Annotated in this window: 1 pseudogene; it reads right to left on the bottom strand. The window is 34.0% G+C overall.

Annotation, left to right across the window (positions count from 1 at the left end):
* Window positions 1–439: 439 nt before the first annotated feature.
* Window positions 440–717: pseudogene (locus tag F891_RS15300) on the bottom strand (transposase); the annotation flags it as partial.

Below are 717 nucleotides of genomic sequence, written 5' to 3'. Positions count from 1 at the left end.
CTATATTTTATATCCAGTCCATGGTGATAAAAACCATCATAAACCAGACATTTTTATTGGTGAGAATATAGACACTTTAAATGGGTTCTAACAAACTGATTTCGTATAATATTGATTATGTTAAGCGAAGTATACCAAACAATAACTTCATATATCCCTTACACTCACCTGATTTCAATAAGTTAAAGTACTATCCTTTAATTAGATAAATATGATATGTTGAATTAAATTTTAATTCATAAACTTCATCATGTTTGAACTAAAAACAATTCGATTGACAAAAAAAGGTTCAACTAAAAAACAACTAATATTATTGTTTCACCTCAACTCGTACTGTCCCTGTCTATACCCATTGTTGTTCTCAATGAAAGTTTTACGCTTTCAAAGGGCTTTGTTGCACAAAGATTTGAAATGCAAAGCGCCCCTAATTGAGCCAAATTTAAGGCGTAACTTGGGTAAATGGTCGACCTGATTCCGTAAATCTGTTGAGGACTGCTACACGTGCATGAATTTCATTCACTTGGCTATCAAAACTCCTTGCGCTGAGTTTATCTCCTAATAATTTAATGCAGTGCATCTTAGTTTCAACCAACTTCGCCGATGATAGCCTGACCATTTTTTCCATAGTGTCCTGCCTAAACGCTTAACTGTTCGAAGTAATTCATTTCGCTCTAGCGAGCTACTCTTTGTATCTTTCCATGGTTTCGCATTTTTTCT

This window comes from Acinetobacter sp. CIP 101966, from assembly GCF_000369725.1.
Classification (GTDB): domain Bacteria; phylum Pseudomonadota; class Gammaproteobacteria; order Pseudomonadales; family Moraxellaceae; genus Acinetobacter; species Acinetobacter lwoffii_Q.
Note: the sequence above shows the minus strand (reverse complement) of the source record. Positions and strands in the feature narration are given on the sequence as shown.